Origin of the sequence: Pelomonas dachongensis (genome assembly GCF_043555865.1) — a bacterium.
Taxonomy (GTDB): Bacteria; Pseudomonadota; Gammaproteobacteria; order Burkholderiales; family Burkholderiaceae_C; genus Pelomonas; species Pelomonas dachongensis.
In genome coordinates this window covers 494,849-521,207 of the sequence record NZ_JBIGHY010000001.1, presented here as the reverse complement: position 1 = coordinate 521,207, position 26,359 = coordinate 494,849, and the positions used below count along the sequence as shown (strand labels likewise).

Sequence of the window (26,359 nt, the reverse complement as noted above, 5' to 3'; positions counted from 1 at the left end):
TCGCGCCGCCCTCAACCTTGCGCCTGTACGCAGCCATGAGCGATTCCCTGAAGTTCCTCGTCGTCGACGCCCTGCCCGGCGTGCAGACCTTTGCGCGCCAGTTGCTGCAGGGTCATGGATTCCACAACGACCAAGTCCTGTGCTGCGCAGACACCGACTCGGCGCTGGCCCAGGGCCTGGTGTTCAAGCCCGGCCTGTTGATCACGGACTGGTTTGCAAAATCGCCGCTGACCGGCGTGCAGCTGTACCAGCGCCTGCACGACTCGCTACCGGGCCTGCGCCTGGCCTTGCTGAGCTTCGACGCCACTCCCGAACAACAAACCGAGGCCCGCGCGCTGAGCGCGCATTTCCTGCTGAAAAAGCCTTTCACCGCGGAGCAGTTCAAGGCCGAGATGGTGCGCACGCTGGAACTGCTGCGACACCCGGTCCCGACGCGGGCACCGCGCCCAGTTACGCGACCGGTGCTGCCGCCGCTGCCGCCCACGCCGGTCGTCAAACCCGGCGACAAGGTGCGCTACCAGGGCGCCGTGCACGTGGCCCAGCACGTGGTTCACCGCCACGGCGAAACCGTCGTGCAGCTCAAGGGGCAGACGACGCTGGTGCCGGTCGAGAAGCTGCAGCCGGCTTAACAGGCCACGGTCAGCGCCATCAGCAGCGGATAAGGCAGCGCCACCGTCGGGCGCAGCGCGCTCTTCAGGTACTGCGCCAGCAACCCCGCGCCACGCGGCCTGCCCAACAGCCAGTCGCTATGCAGCTGCATGGGCAAGGCCGCCGCGCCGGCCTTCACGCCAGCCTCCACCACCAGCAGCCGGTCACCGAGCCGCCCCTGGAAGGTCTTCAGCACGCCCTCCTGCAGCCACAGCAGCGCGATCAGGCCGAGCGCCAGCACGCTGTCCGGCACCACGACACACACGGCGACGGCGGCCAGCTTGACCGCCAGCGTCAGCGCCTCGTAGCGCTCATGCTGCGCTTGCAGCGCCAGCCATTCCTGCTGCAGCGCCGTGGTCGTCATTTGGCTTCCAGCACTTCCCAGCGCTCCATCAGCGCCAGCAGCTCGGCGTCGATGTCCGCGGCGCGGTCGGTGACCTCGGCGATCCGCTTGGCGCCCTGCGTGTACAGCTCGGTGCCGGCAATCAGCGCATTCAGCTGCGTCTGCTCGGCTTCCAGCGCGGCGATCTGCTTGGGCAGTTCGTCCAGCTCGCGCTGCTCCTTGTAGCTGAGCTTTCGCTTGGTGGCGACGACCGGGGCGGGCTCGGCCGGCGGTGGGGACGGCGCAACAGCGGCCGCAGCAGGCGCCGATGCCGGGGCCGCCTTGGCCTGCAACGCGGCGGCGCGCTTGGACTGCGTCAGCCAGTCCTGCACACTGCCCTCGTACTCGCGCCAGCGCGCCTCGCCCTCATAGACGATGGTGGACGTGACGACGTTGTCCAGGAAACGCCGGTCGTGGCTGACCAGGAAGACCGTGCCGTCGTACTCGGCCAGCAACTCCTCCAGCAGTTCCAGCGTCTCGATGTCGAGGTCGTTGGTCGGTTCGTCCAGCACCAGCACATTGGCCGGCCTCGCGAACAGGCGGGCCAGCAGCAGGCGGTTGCGCTCGCCCCCCGACAGCGTGCGCACCGGCGAGTTGGCGCGCGCCGGCGAGAACAGGAAGTCGCCGAGGTAGCTCTTGACGTGCTTCCTCTGGTTGCCGATCTCGATCCACTCCGAGCCGGGGCTGATGGTGTCGGCCAGCGTCGCGTCGAGGTTCAGCGTGTCGCGCATCTGGTCGAAGTAGGCGACCGTCATGCGCGAGCCCAGGCGCACGGTGCCGGTGTCGGGCTGCAGTTCGCCGAGGATCATCTTCAGCAGCGTCGTCTTGCCCGCGCCGTTGGGGCCGATCAGGCCGACCTTGTCGCCACGCAGGATGGTGGACGTGAAGCCGCGCACGATGGATCTGTCGCCATAGCTCTTGCCCACGTCCTCCAGCTCGGCCACGATCTTGCCGCTGGCGCCGCCGGTGTCGATGTCCAGCCGCACCTTGCCCTGCACGTCGCGCCGCGCGGCGTGGGCCAGGCGCATGGCCTCCAGGCGCTGGATGCGCGCCACGGAACGCGTGCGGCGGGCCTCGACGCCCTTGCGGATCCAGATCTCCTCCTGCGCCAGCAGCTTGTCGAATCGCGCGTTGAACAGCGCCTCGTTCTCCAGCTCGTAGGCCTTGGCGGCCTGGAAGGCGGCGTAGTTGCCGGGGTAGCCGCGCAGCTGGCCACGGTCCAGCTCGACGATGCGGTTGGCGACGTTGTCTAGGAACGCGCGGTCATGGGTGATCAGCAGCAGCGAGCCCTTGAAGTCGTTCAGCAGGCCTTCCAGCCAGGTGATGGCGTCCAGGTCCAGGTGGTTGGTGGGCTCGTCCAGCAGCAGCACGTCGGGCTGGGCGACCAGCGCGCGGCCCAGGGCGACACGCTTCTTCAGGCCGCCGGACAGGCTGCCGACCAAACGGCTGCCATCCAGCCCCAGGCGGTGCAGCGTCTCCTCGACACGCTGCTCCCAGTTCCATGCACCGATGTGCTCGATGCGCTCCTGCACCCAGGCGAGGTCGTCGTTCTCGTCGTGGAGTTCGTAGCGCTCGCGCAGCGCCTTGTGCTCCGCCACGCCCTCGCTGATGACGTCGAAGATGGTCGCATCGCCGCGCAGTTCGGGCTCCTGCGGCACGTAGACGTTGGTCAGGCCTTGCTGCTGCTGCAGCAGCCCGTCGTCGAGCTTTTCCAGCCCGGCGAGGATCTTCAGCAGCGACGACTTGCCGGTGCCGTTGCGACCGATGAGGCCGACGCGCTCGCCGACTTCGAGTGAGAAGCCTGCGCCGTCGAGAAGTGCGACGTGCCCGAAAGCGAGGTGAGCGTTGGTTAGGGAGAGGACTGCCATCGGCGGATTGTCCCCTGGCGGTTCGAACCGCCCGGTCGCGCGACCAGATCGGCCCCGGATACTGCCGCCATGCCATTGCCCCGCGCCGCCTGCTGGCCCGCCTTTTGTCTCGTGCTGGCGCTGCTGTCGCTGCTGGCGTGGCCCTGGCCGCGCGAGGCGCTGGACTGGCAGCCCGCACTGGCGGCCACGCAGCCGTGGCGCGCCGTCAGCGCCGCCTTCGTGCACTGGACGCCGACACACCTGGCCGCCAACCTGGCCGGCTGCGCGGTGCTGGCGCTGCTGGGCTGGCGCGCCCTGCTGGGCCCGCGGCAGGTGGTGGCAGGCCTGGCCGCGCTGCCGCTGACGCAGCTGGGCCTGCTGCTGCGGCCCGAGCTGCAGCGCTACGCCGGCCTGTCCGGCGAACTTCATGCGCTGGCGGCCATCGCCGCGCTGGCCCTGCTACGGCGCGGGGGGCGCGAACGCGCCATCGGCTCGGCCATCGCCGCAGGCCTGCTGGTCAAGCTGGTGCTCGAAGCGCCGCTGGGGCCGGTGCTGCGGGCGACGCCGGGATTCGACTTCGCCGTGGCACCTTTCGCGCATCTTTGTGGCGCCGGCGCCGGCTTGATCGCCGGCGCGCTGACAATGGAGCGCTTATCCAGCCCCACCAGGACGCCCCATGGGACGTGAAGCCCGCTGTACCGCCCAGATTGGCACCCAGGCCGCCGATGTGACGGCCCTGCTCGAATCCACCACCGTCGTGCTGCGCGGCGAACTCAAGTGCAAGTGGGACATCTCCTCACTGCAGAACCTGCGCGTCGAAGCAGGCGGCGCCCTGCGCTTTGAGGCGGGCGATGACGCCGTCACGCTGCAGCTCGGCGAGCCCGAGGCCGGCAAGTGGCTGAAGAAGCTGCAGACCCCGCCACCCACGCTGGCCGCCAAGCTCGGCGTCAGCGCCGCCAGTCCGGCGCTGCTGATCGGCCCCACGGTCGGCACGCTGGACCCCGCGCTGGCCGAGGCGTTGGCCGGCTGCATCACGACCAATGTCCGTGAGGCGCGCATGCTGGTGGCCGTCATCAGCAAGCGCGACGAACTGGCGCGCATGGCCGACTTCCACGCCGACATGATCTGCAAGACCGTCTGGGTGGTGCACGCCAAGGGCCCCGGCGCCAACCCGTCGGACTCGGACGTGCGGCTGGAACTGCGCGCCCGCGGCTACGTGGACAACAAGACCACGGCGGTGTCGGAGCGGTTGACAGCCACGCGCTACGTGCTGAGCGAGCCGCCCGCCAAGAAGCGCGTGCGCAACCGCTGAGTGAACGGCTGCGGCCGGGTTCAGCCCACGTCGGCATCGCGCAGCGTGGCGCTCCTGACGCTGCCCCCAGCGACGGCCACACCCGACATGCTGGCAGCATGGCGGCCATGAGCCCGCAACCCCGCCAGACCCAGCTCGACGCCCGCGCCATTGCCCTGCTGCTGCTGTGCTGCGTGCTGTGGGGCATCAACCAGGTGGCCGTCAAGGCCGCACTGACCGAGATCGGGCCGCTGTGGCAGGCGGGGCTGCGCTCGGTGGTCGCTGGGCTGCTGGTGTGGGCCTGGGCAGCGGGGCGTGGCATCCGGCTGTTCGAGCGCGACGGCAGCCTCGGCGGCGGACTGCTGGCCGGGCTGCTGTTCGCGGCCGAGTTCGCGTGCATCTTCCTGGGCCTGCAATACACCAGCGCGTCGCGCATGGTGGTGTTCCTCTACCTGTCGCCCTTCGTCGTCGCGCTGGGCATGCCGTTCATCGCGCGGGGCGAGACGCTGGCCGGCCGGCAGTGGGCCGGCCTGGCGCTCGCCTTCGGCGCGGTGGCGTTCGCGTTTGCCGAGGGCTTCTCGTCGCCGCACGGCGATACCCGCGGACCCTCTTGGTGGGGCGATGCACTGGGCGTTGCCGCCGCCTTGCTGTGGGCCGGCACGACGCTGGCGATCCGGGGCACGCGGCTGTCGTCGGCCGTAGCCGAGAAGACACTGCTGTACCAGCTCGGCGTGTCGGCGCTGGCGCTGTGCGCAGCGGCGGCCCTGGCCCGCGAGCCGCTGCCCACGCACTGGTCACCGCGGCTGCTGGGGCTGTTCGGCTTCCAGGCCATCCTCGTGTCCTTCGCGAGCTACCTGGCCTGGTTCTGGCTCATCCGTCACTACGCGGCCACCAAGCTCGCAGTGTTCACGCTGAGCACGCCGTTGTTCGGGCTGCTGGCCGGCGCGCTGCTGCTGGGCGAGAGCATCAGCGCGCGGCTGGTGGCCGCGCTGGTGGCGTTGGCGGCCGGCATCGTGCTGGTGAACCGCTGATGTCCCCAGCGCGCCAGGTGCTGTCATCCGGGCTGCCTAGACTGCGGCATCACACCAGGAGACTTCCATGATCACCCTCTGCGGCATCCCGCTGTCCAACTACTACAACAAGGTCAAGCTGGCCCTGCTGGAGAAGGGCATCCCGTTTACCGAGGAATACGTGAAGACGCATTCCCACGACGAGGCCGTGCTGAGCTGCACGCCGCTGGGCAAGGTGCCTTTCATCAAGACGCCCCAGGGCGCGCTGTGTGAAAGCCAAGCCATCGTCGACTACCTGGAAGCCGCCTACCCCGACACGCCGCGGCTCGTTCCCGCCGACTCCTGGCAGGCCGCCAAGGTTCGCGAGCTGATCACCTACGTGGAGCTGCACCTGGAGCTGGTAGCGCGCGAGCTGTACGCTGAGGCCTTCTTCGGCGGCAAGGTCAGCGACGGCACCAAGCAGCGCGTGGCCCGCGTGCTGCCCGAGAATATCGCCGCCTTCAAGCGGCTGGCCAAGTTCGGCCCCTACCTGGCCGGCGACCAGTTCACGCTGGCCGACTGCGCCGGCTGGGTCAGCCTGCCGCTGGTGGCCATGTCGACCAAGGCCGTCTACGGCGAAGACCTGCTGGCCGCCGGCGGCGTGGACTGGAAGCCATACGCCAAGTTGATCGGGGAGCGCCCGCATGCGCTGCGCGTGAGCGCCGACCGCAAGGCCGACCAGGAACGCTCGCTGGCCGCCAACCGCGCCGGCTGAAGCCGTTGACAGCTCTGGTAGAGATCGAGCTGAAGTTCCTGCTACCGGCCGCGCGCCGCGCCGCGCTGGCCGTCGAGCTGACTGGACGCGGCACCGCGCAACGCACGCTGCTGCAGGACATCTACCTCGACACGCCGGACCTGCACCTGGCGCGCGCCGGCCTGGCCTGGCGCCTGCGCCGCGAGGGCGGGCGCTGGGTGCAGGCGCTGAAGGCCGCGCGGGCCGGTGCGCTGGAGCGCTTCGAGCACGAGGTCGAACTGTCGGACGCCAATGCCGACGCCCAGGCCCATGCCGACACTGCGCCCGGCCGCGAGCTGCTGGCGCTGCTGGCGGCCGCGCACAAGCAAGGCCATGCCCCCACGCCCTGCTTCAGCACCCGCGTGCTGCGGCTGACGCGGCGCGTGCGCACCCGCGGTGCCGTCGTGGACGTCATGCTGGACGAGGGCCGCGTGCAGGCCGGCGGGCGCGAGCTGCGGCTGCGCGAGGTCGAGTTCGAGCTGGTGTCCGGCTCACCGCTGGCCCTGCTGGCGCTGGCGGAGCGCTGGCGTGCGCGCTTCGGCCTCGTGCTGGACCCGCGCAACAAGGCCGAGCGCGGCTTCGCGCTGGCCACGGGCGCTCCCGACGCGCCGCTGCGCAAGGCGGCCACACCGCGCTACGCCCAGGGCGCCACCGTCACCGCAGCGTTCGGCGCCGTGCTGGACGAATGCCTGGCCCACCTGGGCCGCAACGCCATCGCCTTGGCCTCACCCGCCGCCGGCGACCCGACCGCGCGAGGTGCGCACGTGCACCAGGCGCGGGTGGCCATCCGCCGGCTGCGCAGCGCGCTGAGCGCCTTCCGCGACGGCGTGGCCGCGCCGCCACCCGAGCTGGTGGACGGCCTGCGCGCGCTGTTCGCGACGCTGGGCGAATCGCGCGACCGCGACGTGCTGGACAGCGGCGTGGCCGCCGACCTCGCACGCGCCGGGGCACCGCCGCTTCCGCTGCCGCTGCCCATGGCGCCGACCGACCCTGCCGCGCTGATGCGCGAGGCCGCCACGCAGCGCCTGCTGCTGGACTGGCTGCGCTGGCGCACCGCGCTCAGCGACGACGACGCACCGCCGGACCTGTCGCTGAAGCGCCTGGCCCGCCGCAGGCTGCGCCGCTGGCACCGCGCGCTGGCCACCACCTGCCGGGCCTTCGAGGAACTGGACGACGAGGCGCTGCACGAACTGCGCAAGCGCGTGAAGCGTCAGCGCTATGCGCTCGAGCTGTTCGCGCCGCTGCAGCCGGCGGACCGGCTCAAGCCCTACCGCCGTGGGCTGGCCGCGGCGCAGCAGGCGCTGGGCGAGATCAACGACCTGGTGGTGGCCCGCACGGCCTACCAGGCCCTGGTGGCCGCCGACCCGGCCGCCTGGTTTGCTGTCGGCTGGCTGACGGCGCGGCTGGCCGAGGCGCGCCGCCGCGCCCGCGAGGCGCTGGGCCGCCTCGCCATGCATCCCGCGCCCGTGCGCTGACTCAGACGCATGGGCAGCGCATCGCGCGCTTGCCCCCCAAGGCCGGCGGATTTTGCGGCGTCCGCTGACAGGCGGGCGCGCCTAAACTGGTTCGTCCCGTCCCACCGTTGCCGCCATGAGCCTCCCGCGCCGACTGCTGTTCACCCTCGCCGCCGCCATGCTGGCCGTGCCGTTCACCGCGCCGGCCCAGAACGACGACGAGGCGCGCGTCATCGTGCGCTTCAGGCCCCAGGCCGACAGCGTGCGCGCCAAGGCCCTGGCACTGCGTGCAACGCGCCTGGAGGCCCGTGAGGTAGCCCAGACGCGCGCCACCGCTTTGGGCATGCGCACCGGCCACGCGCTGCGCGCCGGCCTCAGCCTGGACGAGCGCACGCACGTCGTCACCGCCCGCGGCATGACGGCCGCGCACCTGGCGCGGCAGCTGGCGATGGACCCCGAGGTGGAAGTGGCTGCCGTGGATGGCCGGCGCAAGATCGCGGCGCTGCCGAACGACCCGCTGTTCGGCGGCGCGACGGTCAACCCCGAGACGACCACGGGCGGCACGCAGAACCGCCTCATCGACCAGTGGTACCTGAAAGCCCCGGCCGGTGTGGTGAAGTCCAGCATCAATGCGCCAGCGGCGTGGGACCTCACGACCGGCGCGGACAACGTCATCGTCGCGGTGCTGGACACCGGCGTGCGCGGTGACCACCCCGACCTGGCCGGCAAGCTCGTGGGCGGCTACGACATGGTCGGCTACGGCAGCCCCGGCGCGATGTCGACCGCCATCGCCAACGATGGTGACGGCCCGGACGCCGACGCGTCAGACCCGGGCGACTGGGTCACGCAGGCCGACGTCAACAGCGGCGCCCTGGGCAAGGACTGCAACAGCGGCGACGTCGGCAACAGCTCCTGGCACGGCACGCGCGTCGCCGGCCTCATCGGTGCGGCCAGCAACAACGGTCAAGGCATGGCCGGCGTGGGCTGGCGGCTGAAGATCCTGCCGGTGCGCGTGCTGGGCAAGTGCGGCGGCTACGACAGCGACATCATGGCCGGCATGAAATGGGCGGCCGGGCTGGACGTGCCGGGCCTGCCGACCAACACACAAAAGGCCAAGGTGCTGAACCTCAGCCTGGGCGGCGATGGCAGTTGTGGCACCTCGGGCACCGGCGGTCTTTACCGAGAGGTGATCAATAAGGTCAACGCAACCGGCGCCACCATCGTCGTCGCGGCGGGCAACTCCGAGGGCCAGGCCGTCGGACTGCCGGGCAACTGCCCTGGCGTCGTGACCGTCGCGGCGCTGCGCCATGTCGGCACCAAGGTCGGCTTCTCCAGCGTCGGCCCCGAGGTGACCGTGGCGGCGCCGGGTGGCAACTGTGTCAACATCTTCGCCGGCCAGCCCTGCCTGTACCCGATGGTCAGCACGACCAACAGCGGCACCACGGCGCCGGTCGCCGCCGAGGCGGCCTACACGAACAGTGCGCAGTCGGTCGGGACCAGCTTCTCGGCGCCCATCGTCAGCGGCATCGTGGGCCTGATGGCCTCGATGCGGCCGGCACTGGCCCCCACGGAGGCGGTCTCCATCCTGAAGCTGACCGCCCGCACCTTCCCCACCACCGGGGGATCGACCGGTGTCGGCGCCTGCGCGGCACCCACCTCGGCGGTGCAGGACGAGTGCTACTGCACCACCACCACCTGCGGCGCCGGCATGGTGGACGCCTTCGAGGCCGTGAAGGCCGCGCAGGCCATGGCAGGCGCCACGGTGGCGATCACGCCGTCACCCGGCAGCGGCCTGACCGCCGGCCAGACGCTGACGCTGACCGCGGCCGTGACCGGCCTGGCCAGCGGGCGCTCGGTGGCGTCCACCGCCTGGACGCTGGTCGATGGCGGCGGCGCCGTGACCGGCTTGGCGTCCGGCGCCGGCACGGCCACCACGACGCTGACGCCCACCGCAGGCGGCACGGTCGTCGTGCGCGCCGACGTGACCGACAACCTGGGCTTCGTCTACAGCCAGTCAGCCAGCATCAGCGTCACAGGCGCCTCGGGCGGCACGACGACGCCCGGCACCAGCAGCGGCGGCAACAGTGGCGGTGGCGGTGGCGGCGGCGGTGGCGGCGTCAGCGCGGCGTGGCTGCTGGCGCTGCTGCTGGCCGCAGTCAGCCTGCGGAGGCCGCCGATGCGGCAGGCGCTGCGGCGCAGGCCTTGAAGCCGGCGGCCAGCGCGGGATCCTTGCTGGCCTTGAGGCGGTTCGCCAGCAGGCCGTCGGCCTGGATGACCAGCGTGTGGCGCGACTGCGCCGGCTTCAGCGCCAGCACGCGCAGGCCCTTGAGCCCGCGCTTACCGAAGGCCTCCAGCTGCGCAGCCGCCTCGGCCTCGCTGGCGTGGCGGCTCATCACGAACGTGGGGTTCTCGGCCGGCATGCCTTCCAGCAGCTCGAACGGCAGGCGCATCTGCTTGTAGGTGGCCTCCTTGCGGGCGCGGAAGTCGGGGTCGGCCAGCCTGATGGTCGCGACCACCCACTCGCCGGCCTGCTCGCTGCTGCGGGTCTGCGATTCGGCGCCCATCGCGCGCAGCACCGTCTGCGCGGCGGCCAGTGCGGTGTCGCCATCCAGCGGCCCCAGCTCCAGGCAGTTGCGCCGCGATAGCGCCGCCACGGCACTGGCCGCCAGCGGCTGGATGCGCTCCGGGTGCTGCTCCGCCGCCAGGCGCTGCGGCTCGCGGCCGGCATGCGCGGGCAACCCGGAGACGGTGTCCAGCCATCCCTTGGACCAGATGAAGAACAAGGCGTTGATCGCCAGCAGCACGATGACCAGCACACGCATCACGAAGAAGTCTCCAGTCTCAGGCTGAGTTCGCCGGCGCTGACGAACGTCATGCCGGTGGCCGTGTCCAACAGCAGTTCGCCGCGGGTGGACACGCCGCGCGCGATGCCCGATTGCTCGCCGACGCGCACGCGCCGGCCTGCGGCCAAGTCGCGCCGCGAGAACGCCAGCTGCCAGGGGCCGAAGCCCAGCGTCTCGAAGTCGGCCAGCAGCGCGCGCAGAGCGGGGGCGAGGCGGTCCAGCGTGGCGGCGGCGGCAGCCTCCGGGTCCAGCGTACGCAGGGCCGCATGGCCGCTGGCGAAGGCGCTGCGATCCGCTTCGGGGGGCAGCGGTTGCAGGTTCAGGCCGATGCCGACGACGACGCCGCGGCGGTCATGCGCAAGCGGCACGGTCTCGATGAGGATGCCGCCCAGCTTGGCGCCATCCAGGAACAGGTCGTTGGGCCACTTCAGGCGGATGCGGTCGCCGGCCGGGTCCAGCACGTCGGCGACGGTGCAGCCGACGGCCAGCGACAGGCCGGACAGGTCCAGCGCGGCGGGCAGGGGCAGCGCGATGGAGAAGGTCAGCGAGGCGTCATCCGACTGCCAGGCCCGGCCCAGGCGGCCCCGGCCCGCGGTCTGGCGGTCGGCCGAGACGATCAGCGGGCGGCCGCCGTCGCGCAGGTGCGCCAGCGCTTCGGTGTTGGTCGAGCCGCATTCGGCGAGGTGGCGCCGCTCCATCACGTCAGCGGCGGGTCTTGGGGGCCAGCATCGTGCCGCGGCAGGTCAGCGCGCCGCACCAGCAGGCGAACTGCTTCTTGACCTTGGCCGTGTGGCGCTCGTCCAGCACCAATCCGTAGTCGTAGAACAGTTCCTCGCCGGGCTCCAGGTCGCGCAGCGCGTGGATGAAGACACGGCCGTCCACCTCGTCGGCCTCGCAGTTGGGCTCGCAAGCGTGGTTGATCCAGCGCGCATCGTTGCCGCCATACAGCGCGTCGATGACCAGGCCGCCATCGAGGTGGAAGTAGAAGGTGTGGTTGGGCTGCGCGGGGTCGTGGGGGTGGCGGTCCACCGCCTCTTCCCAGGTGATGCGCTCGCCGGTGTACTCGATGATTTTGGCGCCCGCCGCGATGGGTGCTGCCGCGTATACGCCGCGGCCATGCACGCCGGAATCCCGGACTTCGATCTTGCGGCGTGGGGTTTTGGTGGCCATCAAACGCTGTGGTACGGTGATTTCATGGGTGCGCGTGCGCAGGTGTGCGCGCGAGGCCCGGATTGTAGGCAGGGGATTTGGAGTCCCCGCCCCTAGGGAACCGAGAGACAAGACCCGATGAGCAAGACCCTGATCATTGCCGAGAAGCCCAGCGTGGCGCAGGACATCGTCCGCGCGCTGACCCCCGTGGCGGGCAAGTTCGACAAGCACGACGATCATTTCGAGAACGAGCAGTACGTCGTCAGCTCCGCCGTGGGTCACCTGGTGGAGATCGCGGCGCCCGAGGAGTTCGACGTCAAGCGCGGCAAGTGGAGCTTCGCCAACCTGCCGGTGATCCCGCCGCACTTCGATCTCAACCCCATCGACAAAAATAAGGGCCGGCTGAACGCGCTGTCCAAGCTGATCCGCCGCAAGGACGTGACGGCCCTCATCAACGCCTGCGACGCGGGCCGCGAGGGCGAGCTGATCTTCCGGCTCATCGAGCAGTACGCGCAGCCCGCCAAGGGCAAGCTCAACAAGCCCATCCAGCGACTGTGGCTGCAGTCGATGACGCCGGCCGCCATCCGCGAGGGCTTTGAGAAGCTGCGCAGCGATGAGCAGATGCTGCCGCTGGCCGACGCTGCCCGCTGCCGCTCCGAGGCTGACTGGCTGGTGGGCATCAACGGCACGCGCGCGATGACCGCGTTCAACTCGCGCGACGGCGGCTTCTTCTTGACCACCGTGGGCCGGGTGCAGACGCCGACGCTGTCGGTCGTCGTCGAGCGCGAGGAAAAGATCCGCAAGCACGTTGCCCGCGACTACTGGGAGCTGCGCGCCAACTTCGACGCGCAGGCCGGCCAATACGAAGGCAAGTGGTTCGACCCGAGCTGGAAGAAGAACGACGACGCCGAGCGCCGCGCGGACCGCATGTGGAACGCGGCCGACGCGGAAGCCATCGCCAAGGCGGTGCTGGGCCAGCCCGCCGTCGTCACCGAGGAAAGCAAGCCGAGCACGACCAGTTGCGGCGGCCTGTACGACCTGACGACGCTGCAGCGCGAGGCCAACTCGCGCTTCGGCTTCTCGGCCAAGACGACGCTGTCCATCGCGCAGGCCCTGTACGAGAAGCACAAGGTGCTGACCTACCCGCGGACGGACTCGCGCTTCCTGCCCGAGGACTACCTGGCCGTGGCCAAGGACACGGCCAAGATGCTGGCGACGGAAGACCTGCCCGGCCCGCTGGCCGCGCTGTCGCAGCACGCCGCCAAGTCGCTGAAGGAGGGCTACATCAAGCCCACCAAGAAGGTGTTCGACAACGCCAAGGTGTCGGATCACTTCGCGATCATTCCGACGCTGCAGGCACCCAAGGCGCTGACCGAGATCGAGGCCAAGCTGTACGACATGGTCGTCAAGCGCTTCCTGGCGGTGTTCTTCCCCCCGGCCGAGTTCCTGGTCACGACACGCATCTCCAAGGTGCTGGACAAGCATCACTTCCAGACCAACGGCAAGGTGCTGGTGAAGCCGGGCTGGCTGGCCGTCTACGGCAAGGACGTGGACGACGAGGACGCGAACCTGGTGCCTGTGAACACCGGCGAGGTCGTGCGCACCGAGAGCGTGGACGTGAAGGCGCTGCAGACCAAGCCGCCGGCGCGCTACACCGAAGCGACGCTGCTGAGCGCGATGGAGGGCGCCGGCAAGCTGATCGACGACGACGAGCTGCGCGAAGCCATGGCCGAGAAGGGTCTGGGCACGCCGGCCACGCGCGCGGCCACCATCGAAGGCCTGATCAGCGAGAAGTACATGCTGCGCGAAGGCCGCGAGCTGATCCCCACGGCCAAGGCCTTCCAGCTGATGACGCTGCTGCGCGGGCTCGAGGTGGAAGACCTGACCAAGCCGGAGCTGACCGGCGACTGGGAGTCCAAGCTGGCCGCGATGGAAAAGGGCAAGCTGAGCCGCGAGACCTTCATGGCCGAGATCGCGGCCATGACCGAGAAGATGGTCGCCAAGGCCAAGGGCTACGACCGCGACACCATCCCCGGCGACTACGCGACGCTGAAGACGCCCTGCCCCAAGTGCGGCGGCGTGGTGAAAGAGAACTACCGCCGCTTCACCTGCACCGGCAAGCATGCGGACGGCAGCGACGCCTGCGGCTTCTCCATCGGCAAGATCCCCGGCGGCCGCAGCTTCGAGCTTGCCGAGGTGGAGACCTTCCTGGCGAACAAGAAAATCGGGCCGCTGGAAGGCTTCCGCTCCAAGGCGGGCTGGCCGTTCACGGCGGAGCTGGCGCTGGTCTATGACGACGAGATCGCCAACTGGAAGCTGGAGTTCGACTTCGGCGAGGACGCCAAGAAGGCCGAGAACGATGGCGAACCGGTGGACTTCTCCAGCCAGAGCTCGCTGGGCGCCTGTCCCAAGTGCGCAGGCCATGTCTACGAGCACGGTGCCAACTACGTGTGCGAGCACTCGGTGGGCGAGAAGGTGACCTGCGACTTCAAGACCGGCAAGGTCATCCTGACCCAGCCCATCGAGCCGGCGCAGGTGACCAAGCTGCTGCACGACGGCAAGACCGATCTGCTGGAGAACTTCGTCTCCAACAAGACGCGCCGCAAGTTCAAGGCTTTCCTGGCTTACGACAAGAAGGAAGGCAAGGTCGTCTTCGAGTTCGAGCCGCGGGCAGGCAAACCCACTGGCAAACCTGCCGGCAAGGCTGCGGGCAAGGCCGCACCGGCCAAGAAGGCCCCCGCCCGCAAGGCCGCCGCCAAGGCCTGAGCGAGCGGCCGGCCGCGCGCGCAAATCCCCTATGCTCGCCGCCACAGCTCGTCACGGGCGGGGAGGAAAGCGCATGACGCCAATGAGCAGGGGCATACAGGCGCGCCTGACGGCCGGCATCGCCCTGGTGGCCAGCCTGCTCGTGCTGGCGGTCGGCTGGTACTGGAACGCCCACGAGGAAGACGAGCTGATGCGGGGCTTGCGCCAGCGCGAGGCGCGCCTGGCCGGCCTCGTCGAGCGCGGCTTTGCCGGCCCGATCTGGAACCTGGACAACGTCGCCATCGAGAACTTGCTCGACGCCGTCATGGCCGACCCCGAGGTGCACGCGCTGGAGCTGCAAGCGCCGGGGCTGCAGGGCGGCGTGGTGAAGCGCGAGCGCGGCGAGCCCGCCCGCGGCGCCATCCGCCGCGAGTTCCCGATCAACTACCAACCGGCGGCCGACGGCAGCGGCGAGCAGGTGGCCACCGCCGTGCTGACACTGAGGCGCGACCTCGTGGACGGCCAGATCCAGCGCACCCGGCTTCTGGTGGTGCAGCTGCTGGCGGTGGGGCTGGCAGGCATCGTGGCGGCCAGCTGGCTGCTGGTGCACTGGCTGGTGCGCCGCCCCGTGGCGCGGCTCGGCGCCCTGGCGCAACGCGTGGCCTCGGGCGACCTGGGCGCGCAGGAGCGCATCGAGCGCGACGACGAAATCGGCGAGCTGACCGCGCGCTTCAATGCGATGAGCCTGAGGCTGCGCAGTGCCGCCGACCAAGTACAGCTCAGCTCGGAAGGGCTGCGTGCCAGCGAGGCGCGCTACCGCAGCCTGTTCGAGAACGCGACCGAGGGCATCTTCCAAGCAGATGCGGATGGACGCGTGCTCAGCATGAACCGGGCGCTGACGCAGATTCTGGGCCTGGGTACGCACTCGCCCGTGGGGCGCCGGTTGCGCGCGGTCGCGGGCATCTCGCGCGAAGAGATGCTGCGCGTGGTCCGCGTGATGGACGAGCAGGGCAAGATCCAGCAGGCCCAGCTGCAGCTGCGCGCGCGGGGGGGGCAGCCGCTGTGGGTGGAGCTGAACGCGCACTGGGTCGACGCCGGCGGCGGCGACCGCCGCATCGAGGGCATGGTCAGCGACATCTCGCAGCGGCGGCGCACCGAGGCCGAGCTGACACGCCACCGCGAGCACCTGGAAGACCTCGTCAATGAGCGCACGGCCGAACTCAGCGAGGCCAAGCTGCGCGCCGAAGCGGCCAACCAAGCCAAGGGCCGCTTCCTGGCGACCATGAGCCACGAGTTCCGCACGCCGCTGAACGCGATCCTCGGCTTCACGCAGCTGATGCAGATGGATGCGGCGATGCCCGCCAGCCAGGCGACCAAACTGCAGCTGATGCGGGACTCGGGCTTGCACCTGCTGGAGCTGATCAGCGATGTGCTGGACATGGCCAGCATCGAGGCCGGCAAGGTGTCGCTCAAGCCCAGCGCCGTCGAGCTGCGCTCGCTGGTGGAGATGGCCTGCGACAGCGTGCGCCTGCGCGCCGAGCAGAAGAACCTCGGCTTCACCGCGGACATCGCCCCGGACCTGCCCGTGCGCGTGCTGGTGGACGGCCAGCGCCTGCGGCAGGTGCTCCTGAACCTGTTGTCCAACGCGGTCAAGTTCACCGACACCGGCACCGTCCGGCTCAGCGCCACCTTGCTGGAGCGGGCGCGCGACGGCCAGGCACGACTGCGCCTGGCGGTCATCGACACCGGCATCGGCATGACGCCCCAGCAACAGGCACGCCTGTTCCAGGCTTTCGAGCAGGTCTCCGACGATTCCCGTCACCTCGGCGGCACCGGTCTGGGCCTGTCCATCAGCCAGCAGCTCGTCAAGCTGATGGGCGGCCAGATCACCGTGCAGAGCAGCGCGGGGCAAGGCAGCTGCTTCTCGTTCGATTTGAGCGTGCCGCTGGCATGACCTGGGCGATTGCCGCCAAGCTGGTTGCAATCCTGGTGGCGGTGTCCATCGGCTGGGCGGTCGGCCGCATGCGCTGGCTCGGCGGTGGCGAGGCAGGCAGCCAGCCGGGTGAAGCCGGAGACCCGGCGCGCGTGCTGGCCAATGCGGCCTTCTACATCTTCGTGCCCGCGCTGCTGTTCCGCACCACGGCGCGGCTGGACACGTCGGCGCTGCCGTGGGACTTCCTCGGTGCGTTCTTCCTGCCCGCGCTGGTGCTCGTAGCACTGCTGTACGTCGTCTACCGCTGGCGCCGCGCGCCTGGCGAGAACATCGTGGCGCCCAGCGTCAAGGCCATCACGGCGGGCTTCGGCAACACGCTGCAGGTGGGCCTGCCCGTGGCGGCCGGCGTGTTCGGCGAGCAAGGCCTGGCGCTGCACATCGCCGTCGTCAGCCTGCACGCGCTGTGCATCCTGACGCTGCTGACCACGCTGGTGGAGCTGGACCTGGCGCGCGAGCGCCGCACCGGCCACTTGGGCCACACGCTGCTGCAGACGGTGCGCAACACCGTCATCCATCCGGTGGTGCTGCCGGTGCTGGCCGGGCTGGCCTGGAACGCCACCGGCCTGCCCCTCCCGATGGTGGCTGACGAGGCACTGCAGAGCCTGGGCACCGCCGTCGTGCCGCTGTGCCTGACTCTGATCGGCATGTCGCTGGCCTACTACGGCTGGCCGCGCACCTGGAATGGCCTGCTGGGCCTGGTGGCCACCAAGCTGCTGCTGATGCCGGCGGTGGTGCTGGCCGCCGCGCACTGGGGCCTGGGGCTGACCGGCATGCCGCTGGCCGTCGTCGTCATGATTGCGGCGCTGCCCACCGGGTCCAACGCGCTGATCTTTGCGCAGCGCTACCGCGCGCTGGAGGCCGAGGTCACGGCGGCCACGGTCGTCTCCACCATCCTGTACGTCGCCACGGCGCCGCTGTGGCTGGCATTGCTGGCCTGGCTGTCCCCGTGGCCAGCCCCCTGACCAACGTCACTTTCAGGGTCCGCTCGGCGCCCGTCCAATTCGTCGCATCCCTCAGGACCGCATCGCATGAATCCCCACGCCCCCCGCCGCCTCATCGCCCTGCTGGCCCTGGCCGGCGCGCTGTCCACCTCGCTGCCGGCGCTGGCCGCGCCAGAGGCGCAGGGTGCCGTCAGCACGGCCGCCGGCCAGCTGGCCATCCGCCAAGAGAAGTTCACGCTGCCCAACGGCTTCGAGGTCATCCTGGTGGAAGACCGCCGCCTGCCACTGGTGGCGTTCAACCTGTGGGTGCACGCCGGCCCGCGCAACGAGGCCCCTGGGCAGACCGGATTCGCCCACCTTTTCGAGCACCTGGTGTTCGCCGGCAGTCGCCACGTCCCGCGTGGCGAGTTCGACAAGTACATCGACGCCGCCGGCGGCACCGACGCCAACGGCTCCACCAACTTCGACCGCACCAACTACTTCTTCACGCTGCCGTCCAACCAGCTGGCGCTGGGCCTGTGGCTGAAGGCGGACATGCTGGGCTGGATGATCGACGAGGTCGATTCGGTGGCGCTGGCCAACCAGCAGGACGTGGTCCGCAACGAGCGCCGCCAGAGCGTGGAGAACCAGCCCTACGGCATCGTCGAGGAAGCGCTGTACCAGGCGCTCTACCCCGAGGGCCACCCCTACCGCGCGGTGGTCATCGGCTCGCATGCCGACATCCAGTCCATCCAGCTGAAGGACGTGAAGGCCTTCGCCCGCACTTACTACCGGCCCAACAACGCGACGCTGGCGCTGGCCGGCGACTTCGATCCGAAGCAGGCCAAAGCGCTCGTGCAGAAGTACTTTGGCACGATGAAGCCCGGCCCCAAGCCGCCCGAGGTGCGCGTCGCCGCGCCGCGGATCACGAAGGAGCGCCGGCTGGTCGTGAAGGACCGCATCGAGCTGAGCCGCCTCAACGTCGCGTGGCACACGCCGCCGATGTTCGCGGCCGGCGACGCCGAGCTGGACATTGCCGCGCATGTGCTGGGCGGTGGCAAGGCCAGCCGGCTGTACGGTCTGCTGGTGCGCGACAAGCAGCTGGCGCAGAGCGTCAGCGTCAGCCAGGGCTCGCAGTCGCTCAGCTCGGTGTTCAACATCGAGGTCGTGGCCCGCCCCGGCGCCTCGCTGGACGAGATCGAGGCGCTGGTGGACGCCGAGCTGGCGAAGCTGGCCGCCACTCCGCCCACGGCCGCCGAGATCGCGCAGGCCCGCGCCACCATCGAGAGCGACCTGCTGCAGCGCATGGAGAAAGTCGCGTCGCTGGCCGACCTGGTCAACCACTACAACCAGATGGCCGGCGACCCGGGCTTCGTCGGACAGGACCTGGCGCGCTATGCGGCGCTGACGCCTGCCGGCGTCAGTGCGGCGGTGGCGCAATGGCTTCAGCGCGACGCACGCGTCGTTGTGCAGGCGCTGCCGGGCGAGCCGGTGCTGGCGGCCGAGGTGGCCACGCCGCCCATGCCGACGAAGGCAGCCAAGGGTGAGCGCGAGTCGCTGAACGGTCACGAGGCCTGGCGCCTGAAGCCGCCCGCGGCCGCCAAGGCCAAACCGCTGACGCTGCCCGCCGCGCAGAGCTTCACGCTCGCCAACGGCCTGACTGTCATCCACTCGCCCAAGCCGGGGCTGCCGCTGGTCAGCGCGAGCCTGGTGGTGCGCGCGGGCCAGGGAGCCAACCCGGCGGACCGGCCCGGCCTGGCCAGCTTCGTGGCCGCCATGCTGCCGGAGGGCACCACCACGCGCAGCGCGCAGCAGATCGCCGAGACTGCCGCCGCCCTGGGCGCCACGCTGACCGCCAGCCCTGGCGCGGAGGAGGCGCGCGTGCAGCTGTCGGGCCTGAAGGCCAACGTGCGCGAGAGCCTGGCGCTGATGGCCGACGTGGCGCTGAACCCAGCGTTCGCCGCCCCCGAGGTCGAGCGCGTGCGCGCGCAGATGCAGGCCGCGCTGGCCCAGGTGCGCGAGCAGCCCGCCGCCGTGGCGCAACTGGTGGGCAGCCGCGCGATCTACGGCGAAGGCCATCCGCTGGCGGGCCATCCCCTGGGCACCGAGGCCAGCTTGAAGGCACTGGACGCCGCCGCGCTGCGCGCCTTCTGGCAGGCGCGCTACCGGCCCGAGAACGCTGCGCTCGTCGTCGCCGGCGACCTGACTGACGCCGAACTACGCGCGCTGGTGGAGCCGCTGTTCGGCGGCTGGACCGGCCAGGGCGAGGCGCCTGCCGCCACGCCGCTACCGCCTGCCCGGCCCATCGCCGCGCGCACCGTGCTGGTCGACAAGCCCGGCGCGCCGCAGACCGCGCTGGCCGTCGTCGCGCCGGGCCCGTTCGCGGGCGCGCCCGACACAGCGCCGCTGAAGGTCATGAATGCGGCCCTGGGCGGCCTGTTCACGTCGCGCATCAACACCCAGCTGCGCGAGGTCAAGGGCTACAGCTATGGCGTCTTCTCGGCTTTCAGCATGGGCCGCGAGCGTGGCCAGTTCGGCATCTCCGGCAGCGTGCGCACCGACGCGACCGGCGCCGCGCTGAGCGACATGTGGAAGGAGATCGCCGGCATGCGTGCCAAACCCATGGGCGCGGCCGAGCTGAACCGCGTGCGCAACGCGCAGCTGCTCTCGCTGCCGGGGCTGTTCGACACCAACGGCGCCGTCGTCGCCGGCTATGCGGGCAACTGGTCCGCCGGCCAGCCGCTGGCCACCATCACCGAGCTGCCGGGAAAGTACGCCACCGTCACGTCGGCCGCCGCGCTGAAGGCCGCGCAACAGCGCCTGGACCCGCAGCAGCTCATCGTCGTGGCCGTGGGCGACCGGGCTCAGGTGCAGCCACAGCTGGAAAAGCTGGGCCGCAAGGTCGACGTGCGAGACGCCGAAAGCCAGCCGGTCAAGCAGCCCTGAGCCCGGTCAGCCCGCCCGCTTCTCCGCCAGCGGGTGGGCGATGCCGCCGTCGCCGTAAGTGTGCAGCACCTCGGCGATGACGACCTGGTAGCCCTTCAGCCAGCTGGCCTGGCGTTGCTTGGCCTCGCGGTGGGCCGGATCGCCCATCAGCTTCTGCAGCGCGTCCCTCGAGGCCCAGTAGTAGACGTTGGAGACCAGCCCGGTCGTCGGGTTCTCCCACGTTTCCTCGCCCAGATAGCCGGGGATGACGCGGGCCATGTCGGCGATGCGTGCATCCAGCGCGTGGAACTCGTCGTCGGAGGCGCCGGGGGCGAAGGTGAAGGTGGACGTGAACATCAGCGGGGTGTGGTGAGGGCACGCTCGACGAAGCGCTTGGGCACGGTGGTCTTGGGCACCCGTACCGGGAACCAGCTGCGGATGTCGCTGTCCACGCCGATGCCATGCATGAAGTTGTAGAGCCCCTTCTTCAGCCCTTGCCCCAGGCCGTCGTGGTCGGTAGGCGTGGGGTCGACGAAGGCGATGTCGTTCTTCGCGAAGCGCGCATCCGCCGGCAGCAGCTGCAGCGTGACGCCGTATTCCGCCGGGTTCATGCCCACCGGCGAATGCACCGTGCAGGCGAAACGGTGGAAGAAGCCGCTGTGAATGCAACCGTTCTCGAACAGCTGGCGCACGTACTCCAGCGCGTCCACGGTGTCCTGCGTGGTCTGCGTCGGGAAGCCGTACATCAGGTAGGCGTGCACGAGCACGCCCGCGTCGGCAAAGGCCTTGGTGACGCGCGCCACCTGCTCGACGCTAACGCCCTTCTTCATCAGCTTCAGCAGCCGGTCGGATGCCACCTCCAGTCCGCCCGAGATGGCGATGCAGCCGCTGTCGGCGAGCAGCTGGCACAGCTCGGGCGTGAAGGTTTTTTCGAAGCGGATGTTGCCCCACCAGCTGATGGCGACGTTGCGGCGTAGCAGCTCCTCCGCCAGCGCCTTCAACGCCTTGGGCGGTGCGGCCTCGTCGACGAAATGGAAGCCCGTCTGCCCCGTCTCCTTCACGATGGCCTCGATACGGTCCACCAGCACCTCCGCGCTGGCGGCCTCGTAGCGGGAGATGTAGTCCAGGCTCACGTCGCAGAAGCTGCACTTCTTCCAGTAGCAGCCGTGCGCGATGGTCAGTTTGTTCCAGCGCCCGTCGCTCCACAACCGGTTCATCGGGTTGAGCATGTCCAGCAGCGACAGGTAGCGGTCCAGCGGCAGGCCGTCCCAGGTCGGCGTGCCGACGTCGTCGAACGGGATGTCCGGCTCGACGAAGTTGGTGTACTTGACCTGGCCTTCATCGCCGCGCCAGAAGGTGCGCACCAGCCGCGTCTTCGACCGCTTGCCGGCCACATGTTCCAGCAGCGCCAGCAGCGGCCGTTCGCCGGCATCCAGCGTCACGTAGTCCACGAAGTCGAACAGCCGCGGTTCGGCCAGCTCGCGCAGCTCGGTGTTCACGTAGCCGCCCCCCAGCACGACGACCACCTCGGGTCGCGCCGCCTTGATGGCCTGCGCGATGCGCAGCGCCGCGTAGACCGAACCGGGGAAGGGTACGGACAGAAGCACCATGTCGGGTGCGTGCTGCTGCAAGGCGCTCAGCGTCAGCCGCTGCAGCGTGCGGTCGATGAGGTGCGGCGGCTCGGCCAGCGCGTTGGCCAGCGGGTCAAAGTAGGCCTGCGCGGCGGCCAGCTTCTCGGCATAGCGCACAAACTCGAAGCGCGGGTCCACCGCATCGCGCAGCACGTCGGCCAGGTCGTTCAGGAACAGCGTGGCCAGGTGGCGGGCGCGGTCCTGCAGGCCTAAAGCGCCGAAGGCCCAGGCCAGCGGGTCCTCGCCCTCCTCTCCAAGGTAGTGGTCCAGCGACGCAAAGCGCGCGCCCTCGGGCAAGAAGGCGCGCGTGTTGATGCGATGCGCCAGCGTCGGGTCGCCGCCCTGCAGAAAGCGCAGCACGCGCGGCGTTGCCGCAGCGATCGAGCTGAATTCGCCGTCGAACCAGGCCGTCTGCGAGGTCTGCTGGTCAGCCGGCAGCGCCTGCACCACCTCGCGGATCTGGGCGAGACCGGCGGGCGAGAACAACTCCAGCACCAACGCCAGTGCCAGATCCACCTGCTGCGCCTCGATCTGCCGCGAGCGCAGGAAGCCGGTCAGGTAGGCGGTGGACGGGTAAGGCGTGTTCAGCTGCGTCATCGGCGGGATGACGGCGAGCACGCGGGGAGACGGGGACGACATGGCCGGGATTGTCGGCCGTGGGCGCCCCTCGCCTGACATGTCCGGCGACGGGCAGCCGTGTCGCCCGTCAGCCGGGCCGTTGCCTGCGCCAGTTCCTCGCCATCACCATCCCCAGCAGACCCAGCCCCATCAACGCAGCAGTCGCCGGCTCCGGCACGGCGGTGACGGTGCGCGAGAACGCACAGTCTGCAGCTCCCTCGCCGCATGTGGCTCCCAGCCGCAGCGAGAACGCCAGCCTGTTGCCATCGACATCGACGCCGTCCACGCCCAGCGAGAGCTCGGCGTTCCCGAGACTGTAGATGCCAGGGGCCACGGCGCCATTTTTGGGCGTGAAGGTGGCAAACAGGTAGTCGCGCGACTGCCCGGCGGCCAAATGCTCGGCCTGCGCAGCGAAGAACGAGTCGGCGCCGCGATTGAACTGGAAGCGCCAGGGCGACGCCGCGTCGCTGCAGCCGCGCGCCGGGGGCGGCGGGCAGAAGTTGTCGCCGCGTCCGAAGGACGTCGCTCCGGAGTTGTAAATCCTGTCGATGCGGGCGAAACCGCGATTCGAGAGCGTTTCGAAATCCTTGGCATCGAAGCTGGTGGTCGATCCGTCAAGGAACAGCGGGCTGGCATCGGCGTGTGTGGTGAGCCGCAGCCATATCTCGACGGCGTCCGTGCCGTTCGTCGTGCCGGTCCGCTGCACCCACTCGACCTTCGTCACGGGCAATGCCCATGCCGGCGCAGTGAGCGCCAATGCCGCCGCCGCGATCCACGATCTGATGCGCATCCTGTTATCCGCTGAGCCGTTACCGGGGGCGGATTCTGGTCGTCACGCGACGGCACGGTCAGCGTCTCACCCTCAAGGGCGGGGCCGTGTTTTCCCTAGCCGATCCCCCGTTCCAGCAACCGCCACAGGTGCACCGGCGTCCCACCCCGTGCGGCATGCCCCAGGCAGCCGTCGCCGTGCCGCAGCGCCGGCTCGTGGCACGGGCGAGGCGCCCGGCCTAACCCACCATCCACCCGGCCAGCTTCTCCGCAATCATCAACGTGGGCGAGTTCGTGTTCCCGCTGGTGATGGTGGGCATCACGCTCGCATCCGCCACGCGCAGCCCGATCACGCCGCGCACGCGCAGGCGCGAATCGACGACGGCGTCCGGGTCGTCTTTGCGGCCCATCCTGCAGGTGCCCACCGGATGGAAGATAGTCGTGGCGATGTCGCCGGTCACCCGCGCCAGGTCCTCATCCGTCTGGACCTGCGGGCCGGGCTTGTACTCCTCGGGCTTGAAGCCCGCCAGCGCCGGCTGGGCGACGATGCGTCGCGTCAGCTTCAGGCTCTCCACCGCCACCTGCCGGTCGGCGTCGGTGGCCAGGTAGTTGGGACGGATGGCCGGTGCCGCGGCCGCGTCGGGCGACGTGATGTGGCTGGTGCCGCGGCTCGTCGGGTTCAGGTTGCAGACGCTGGCCGTGAATGCATCGAAGCCGTGCAGCGGTTCGCCGAAGGCGTCCAGCGACAGCGGCTGCACGTGGTACTCGAGGTCGGGCCAGGTCTTGTCCGGGCTGCTGCGCGTGAAGGCGCCCAGCTGCGACGGCGCCATGCTCATCGGGCCGCTGCGGCGCAGCGCGTACTCCAGGCCGATGAAGGCCTTGCCCAGAAGCGAGGCGGAACGCGTGTTCAGCGTCCTCGCGCCGCTGACCTTGTAGACCGAGCGCAGCTGCAGGTGGTCCTGCAGGTTCGCGCCCACGCCGCGAAGGTCAAGGGCAACCTTGATGCCCAGCCCCTGCAGCAGTTCGCCCGGGCCCACGCCGGACACCTGCAGCAGCTGCGGCGAGCCAATCGCGCCCGCGGCCAGGATGACCTCGCCGCCGGCCAGCAGCCAGGGCTGCTCGATGCCGTGCGGCGTCTGCACCTCCACGCCGCCGCAGCGCAGGCCGGCATCATCTTGCATCAGCCGCAGCCGCTTCACGTGCGCGCCGGTCCACATCTCGAAATTGGGCCGCCCGAAGCAGGTGGGTCGCAGGAAGGCCTTGGCCGCGTTCCAGCGCAGGCCCTGCTTCTGGTTGACCTCGAAGTAACCCACGCCTTCGTTGTTGCCGGCATTGAAGTCGCCGGTGGCCGGGATGCCCGCCTGCTGCGCCGCCTGCGAGAAGGCGTCGAGGAGGGGCCAGCGCAGCCGCTGCTGCTCAACGCGCCATTCGCCCTTCTTGCCGGGCAGCGGGCCGTGCAGGTCGGAAAAGCCCTCGGGCGCAGTCTTGGGGTCGTCCAGCCGCCAGTGGTCCTCGTGCTTCTTGAAGGCCTTCAGCACGCGCTCCCAGCGCCAGGTGTCGTCGCCAGTCAGATCGGCCCACTGGTCGTAGTCGCGGCTCTGGCCGCGCATGTAGATCATGCCGTTGATGCTGGAGCTGCCGCCCAGCACCTTGCCGCGTGGGTAGCGCAGGCTGCGGCCGTTGAGGCCCGCCTCGGGCTCGGTGCTGAAGCACCAGTCGGTGCGCGGGTTGCCGATGCAGTGCAGGTAGCCGACGGGGATGTGGATCCAGTGGTAGTCGTCCTTGCCGCCGGCCTCGATGAGCAGCACGCGCTTGTTGCGGTCGGCGCTGAGCCGGTTGGCCAGCAGGCAGCCGGCCGTGCCGGCGCCCACGATGATGTAGTCGAAACCTTGTTGGGACATGGGCCGAGCGTAATTCACTCGGCTGAGCCCACCCTTTCCCCGCCGCCCAGGCGGTACCAGTCCAGCTTGCGCGTCAGCGTCATCACGGCGGCCAGCACGCCGAACAGCATCACGGCGCCGATGACCAGCGCGGTCTGCTCGCGGCTCAGCAGCACGTACAGCGCGCCGTACAGCAGCACGATGCCGCCGCCGAAGGACAGCCCCCGCAGCCAGCCGCTCAGCATGGCCGCGGCGTATTGCGTCAGCACCACGGCCGCAGCGCCCGCAGCAATCAGGTAGGACACGACGAACGGCAGGTGCTCCGACAGGCTCAGCAGCAGCAGGAAGAACAGGCTCAGCGCCAGGCCCACCAGCAGGTATTGCACCGGGTGCACGCGGCGGCCGGTCAACAGCTCGGTCAGGCCCACGGTGATGAAGGTCAGCGCGATGAACATCAGGCCGTACTTGATGGCGCGGTCGCTCATCACGTAGGGGTTCACGGGGTCGATGAGTTCGACGGCCAGCACGTCCAGGCGACCCGCATTGGCATGGACGGGCGTTGAGTCGTCACCTTGGTACGACACCAGCCCGCCGCGCGGCAGCTCGGGCAGTGGCTTGCCGGCCTCCAGGTCCGCCACCGCCGTGCTGGCAAGCGAGGACACGGCCCACTGAGCTGTGAAGCCGCTGACGCCAACCTGGCGCTCGATGGGCAGGAACTGGCCGTTGAAGCTGGGGTGCTTCCAGCTCGACTGCAACGAGACCCGCGTGTCGCCCGCCGCCGGCACGATGCCCAGACGCTGGCTGCCGACGAGCGCGAGCTTGAGCGACACGGTCAGCGCTTCCTCCGGCTTCACCTCGGGGAGCAGTGCATGCACACCGCGAAAGGCAGTATGCGGGGTGCCAGGCTGCAAGGCCATGGCGCGGCCATTGAGCTTGAGATCGGCGGTGCGTATGCCACGCGGGTCGCTCAGCGTGACGACGATGGCCAGCTCACCGCAGGCAAGTCGGCCGCCTGCGTGCTCGGCCTTGGGTGCGGGCATGTCCAGCCGGTCCCAGCGCGCCTGCACATCGAGCTGGCTGGCATAGGTGTTCACCTTGAAGAGGCCGCGGTGCCGCACTTCGGGGCTGATGCCGCCGCTGATATTCAGCTTGGAAGGCGCCGCCACCAGCCAGAAGTTGCGGGACTGCACGACCTCCTTCTTGCCGTCGTCTGTCAGCGTCGTCCAGGTCTCCTTGCAGCTGCGCGCAATCAGCGGCCCGGCGAGCGCTTGCGGGCCGGCCAGCGACTGCTCCACGCTCTGCGCCGCTTCGCGCTGGCGCGCCTGACGCTCGCTCACGAGGCCGCCGATCTGGGCCAGCACGATGCAGATGAAGACGGTGATGACCAGCAGGATGGCCAGCTTGAGGATGAGAGGTTTGTTCATGCCATTCAGCATCGCGACGCGATGTGAGGGCAGGAAGGGCTGTGTGAAGTGGCCGTGAA

General features: G+C 70.1%; 21 protein-coding genes. 11 read left to right on the top strand and 10 right to left on the bottom strand.

Translation table 11 applies throughout. From position 1 onward, the window contains the following. The first annotated feature begins 35 nt into the window (after positions 1-35). The gene (locus ACG02S_RS02540) at positions 36-629 is read left to right on the top strand and encodes a response regulator (RefSeq protein WP_394468866.1); all 594 of its coding nucleotides are present in this window, start codon (positions 36-38) and stop codon (positions 627-629) included. Here the strand turns inward: ACG02S_RS02540 and ACG02S_RS02535 are convergent. After that, positions 626-1,012 (bottom strand): hypothetical protein, encoded by a 387-nt coding sequence (locus ACG02S_RS02535; protein ID WP_394468865.1) that lies wholly within the window; start codon positions 1,010-1,012, stop codon positions 626-628. The two genes, ACG02S_RS02540 and ACG02S_RS02535, sit on opposite strands and share 4 nt — an antisense overlap. Continuing rightward, the gene (locus ACG02S_RS02530) at positions 1,009-2,898 is read right to left on the bottom strand and encodes an ATP-binding cassette domain-containing protein (protein ID WP_394468864.1); all 1,890 of its coding nucleotides are present in this window, start codon (positions 2,896-2,898) and stop codon (positions 1,009-1,011) included. The genes ACG02S_RS02535 and ACG02S_RS02530 overlap by 4 nt, the downstream gene beginning before the upstream one ends. A 69-nt stretch (positions 2,899-2,967) precedes the next feature. Here ACG02S_RS02530 and rrtA point away from each other — a divergent pair, with 69 nt between their 5' ends. The 6 genes from rrtA (at position 2,968) to ACG02S_RS02500 (ending at position 9,610) form a co-directional block, all read left to right on the top strand. Then, positions 2,968-3,564 carry a rhombosortase gene (gene rrtA, locus ACG02S_RS02525; RefSeq protein WP_394468863.1) on the top strand — a complete coding sequence of 199 codons (597 nt, stop codon included), beginning with the start codon at positions 2,968-2,970 and terminating at the stop codon, positions 3,562-3,564. Then, positions 3,554-4,189 (top strand): hypothetical protein, encoded by a 636-nt coding sequence (locus ACG02S_RS02520; protein WP_394468862.1) that lies wholly within the window; start codon positions 3,554-3,556, stop codon positions 4,187-4,189. Before rrtA ends, ACG02S_RS02520 begins: the two co-directional genes overlap by 11 nt. 107 nt (positions 4,190-4,296) lie before the next feature. Continuing rightward, positions 4,297-5,199, top strand: coding sequence for a DMT family transporter (locus ACG02S_RS02515; RefSeq protein WP_394468861.1), 903 nt, complete (start codon positions 4,297-4,299; stop codon positions 5,197-5,199). A gap of 67 nt (positions 5,200-5,266) precedes the next feature. Then, positions 5,267-5,932, top strand: a complete 666-nt coding sequence (locus ACG02S_RS02510; protein ID WP_394468860.1) for a glutathione S-transferase — start codon at positions 5,267-5,269, stop codon at positions 5,930-5,932. 5 nt (positions 5,933-5,937) lie between these two features. Then, positions 5,938-7,425: a CYTH and CHAD domain-containing protein gene (locus tag ACG02S_RS02505; RefSeq protein ID WP_394468859.1), complete on the top strand. Its 1,488-nt coding sequence runs from the start codon at positions 5,938-5,940 to the stop codon at positions 7,423-7,425. A 115-nt stretch (positions 7,426-7,540) separates the two neighbouring features. Continuing rightward, positions 7,541-9,610, top strand: coding sequence for a S8 family peptidase (locus tag ACG02S_RS02500; protein ID WP_394468858.1), 2,070 nt, complete (start codon positions 7,541-7,543; stop codon positions 9,608-9,610). On the opposite strand, the gene ACG02S_RS02495 is transcribed toward ACG02S_RS02500, so the two are convergent. The 3 genes from ACG02S_RS02495 to ACG02S_RS02485 are packed head-to-tail and all read right to left on the bottom strand — an operon-like array spanning position 9,561 to position 11,417. Further along, complete coding sequence (locus ACG02S_RS02495) at positions 9,561-10,226, bottom strand: hypothetical protein (RefSeq protein WP_394468857.1); 666 nt, start codon at positions 10,224-10,226, stop codon at positions 9,561-9,563. The genes ACG02S_RS02500 and ACG02S_RS02495 overlap by 50 nt on opposite strands. Next, positions 10,226-10,945 (bottom strand): biotin--[acetyl-CoA-carboxylase] ligase, encoded by a 720-nt coding sequence (locus ACG02S_RS02490; protein WP_394468856.1) that lies wholly within the window; start codon positions 10,943-10,945, stop codon positions 10,226-10,228. The genes ACG02S_RS02495 and ACG02S_RS02490 overlap by 1 nt, the downstream gene beginning before the upstream one ends. 4 nt (positions 10,946-10,949) lie before the next feature. Next, positions 10,950-11,417 carry an SET domain-containing protein gene (locus ACG02S_RS02485; RefSeq protein WP_394468855.1) on the bottom strand — a complete coding sequence of 156 codons (468 nt, stop codon included), beginning with the start codon at positions 11,415-11,417 and terminating at the stop codon, positions 10,950-10,952. Between the two features lie 117 nt (positions 11,418-11,534). Here ACG02S_RS02485 and ACG02S_RS02480 point away from each other — a divergent pair, with 117 nt between their 5' ends. The 4 genes from ACG02S_RS02480 (at position 11,535) to ACG02S_RS02465 (ending at position 20,000) form a co-directional block, all read left to right on the top strand. After that, entirely contained in the window at positions 11,535-14,162 is a 2,628-nt protein-coding gene (locus ACG02S_RS02480) for a DNA topoisomerase III (RefSeq protein ID WP_394468854.1), read from the top strand. A gap of 73 nt (positions 14,163-14,235) precedes the next feature. Beyond that, positions 14,236-16,095, top strand: a complete 1,860-nt coding sequence (locus ACG02S_RS02475) for an ATP-binding protein (RefSeq protein ID WP_394468853.1) — start codon at positions 14,236-14,238, stop codon at positions 16,093-16,095. Beyond that, on the top strand, positions 16,092-17,096 hold the full coding sequence (locus tag ACG02S_RS02470) for an AEC family transporter (RefSeq protein WP_394468852.1): 1,005 nt from the start codon (positions 16,092-16,094) through the stop codon (positions 17,094-17,096). The genes ACG02S_RS02475 and ACG02S_RS02470 overlap by 4 nt, the downstream gene beginning before the upstream one ends. A gap of 66 nt (positions 17,097-17,162) precedes the next feature. Continuing rightward, positions 17,163-20,000 (top strand): M16 family metallopeptidase, encoded by a 2,838-nt coding sequence (locus ACG02S_RS02465; RefSeq protein WP_394468851.1) that lies wholly within the window; start codon positions 17,163-17,165, stop codon positions 19,998-20,000. A 6-nt stretch (positions 20,001-20,006) separates the two neighbouring features. On the opposite strand, the gene ACG02S_RS02460 is transcribed toward ACG02S_RS02465, so the two are convergent. The 5 genes from ACG02S_RS02460 to creD all read right to left on the bottom strand — a co-directional run bounded on the left by ACG02S_RS02460 (position 20,007) and on the right by creD (position 26,300). Further along, positions 20,007-20,336: an antibiotic biosynthesis monooxygenase family protein gene (locus tag ACG02S_RS02460; RefSeq protein WP_394468850.1), complete on the bottom strand. Its 330-nt coding sequence runs from the start codon at positions 20,334-20,336 to the stop codon at positions 20,007-20,009. Next, the gene (locus ACG02S_RS02455; RefSeq protein WP_394468849.1) at positions 20,336-22,249 is read right to left on the bottom strand and encodes a B12-binding domain-containing radical SAM protein; all 1,914 of its coding nucleotides are present in this window, start codon (positions 22,247-22,249) and stop codon (positions 20,336-20,338) included. The genes ACG02S_RS02460 and ACG02S_RS02455 overlap by 1 nt, the downstream gene beginning before the upstream one ends. 67 nt (positions 22,250-22,316) lie before the next feature. Then, a complete protein-coding gene (locus ACG02S_RS02450) occupies positions 22,317-23,018 on the bottom strand; it encodes a PEP-CTERM sorting domain-containing protein (protein WP_394468848.1) in 702 nt (233 codons plus the stop codon). A 217-nt stretch (positions 23,019-23,235) separates the two neighbouring features. Next, positions 23,236-24,897 carry a GMC family oxidoreductase gene (locus tag ACG02S_RS02445; protein ID WP_394468847.1) on the bottom strand — a complete coding sequence of 554 codons (1,662 nt, stop codon included), beginning with the start codon at positions 24,895-24,897 and terminating at the stop codon, positions 23,236-23,238. 14 nt (positions 24,898-24,911) lie between these two features. Next, a complete protein-coding gene (gene creD / locus ACG02S_RS02440; protein ID WP_394468846.1) occupies positions 24,912-26,300 on the bottom strand; it encodes a cell envelope integrity protein CreD in 1,389 nt (462 codons plus the stop codon). Positions 26,301-26,359 lie beyond the last annotated feature (59 nt).